Below are 577 nucleotides of genomic sequence, written 5' to 3' on the forward strand. Positions count from 1 at the left end.
CAGCGGCCGCGCCAGGATATTCGCGAAGATCAGGTCGAACGGATGCCCCTCGCGGATCGCCGCATGCCGGTACCCATCCGCCAGGATCACCCGCATCCGCCGCTTCAGCCGGTTCATCCCGACGTTCTCTTCCGCCACCCGCACCGACCACGGCTCGATATCCGTCGCCAGCGCCCGCGCGCCGGGGAACAGCTTGCACGCCCCCATCGCCAGGATGCCGCTGCCCGAGCCCACATCCAGCACGTTGCGCGGCGCGCGGTGCAGCCCCTCCAGCGCCATCAGGCACCCCTGTGTCGAGGCGTGCTCGCCCGAGCCGAAGGCCAGCCCCTCATCCAGCACCAGCGGAATGCGCCCATAGACCACGCCCTGCGGCACATGCGTGGGGCGGATGAGGAAGCGCGTGCCGATCGCCTGCTCCGGAAAGGCCTCGACCGTCCGCGCCAGCCAGCCCTCCGCCTCCACCGGCCCGCGCTCCAGCACCGCCTCGTGGCCCGAGAGCCCCGCCGCCAGGGCCAGCGCCGCGTTCAGGCAATCCTGGTCGGCCAGCGCCTCGCGCACGGCCTCGATGCGCCAGGTG

Annotated in this window: 1 protein-coding gene; it reads right to left on the minus strand. The window is 72.4% G+C overall.

Annotated features, from left to right (window positions below; all coding sequences use genetic code 11):
• Positions 1 to 577: 50S ribosomal protein L11 methyltransferase (locus AC1DWF_RS36990; RefSeq protein WP_476843397.1), on the minus strand; the 577-nt coding region annotated here is incomplete at both ends.

Source organism: Aminobacter sp. P4_D5 (assembly GCF_056401815.1).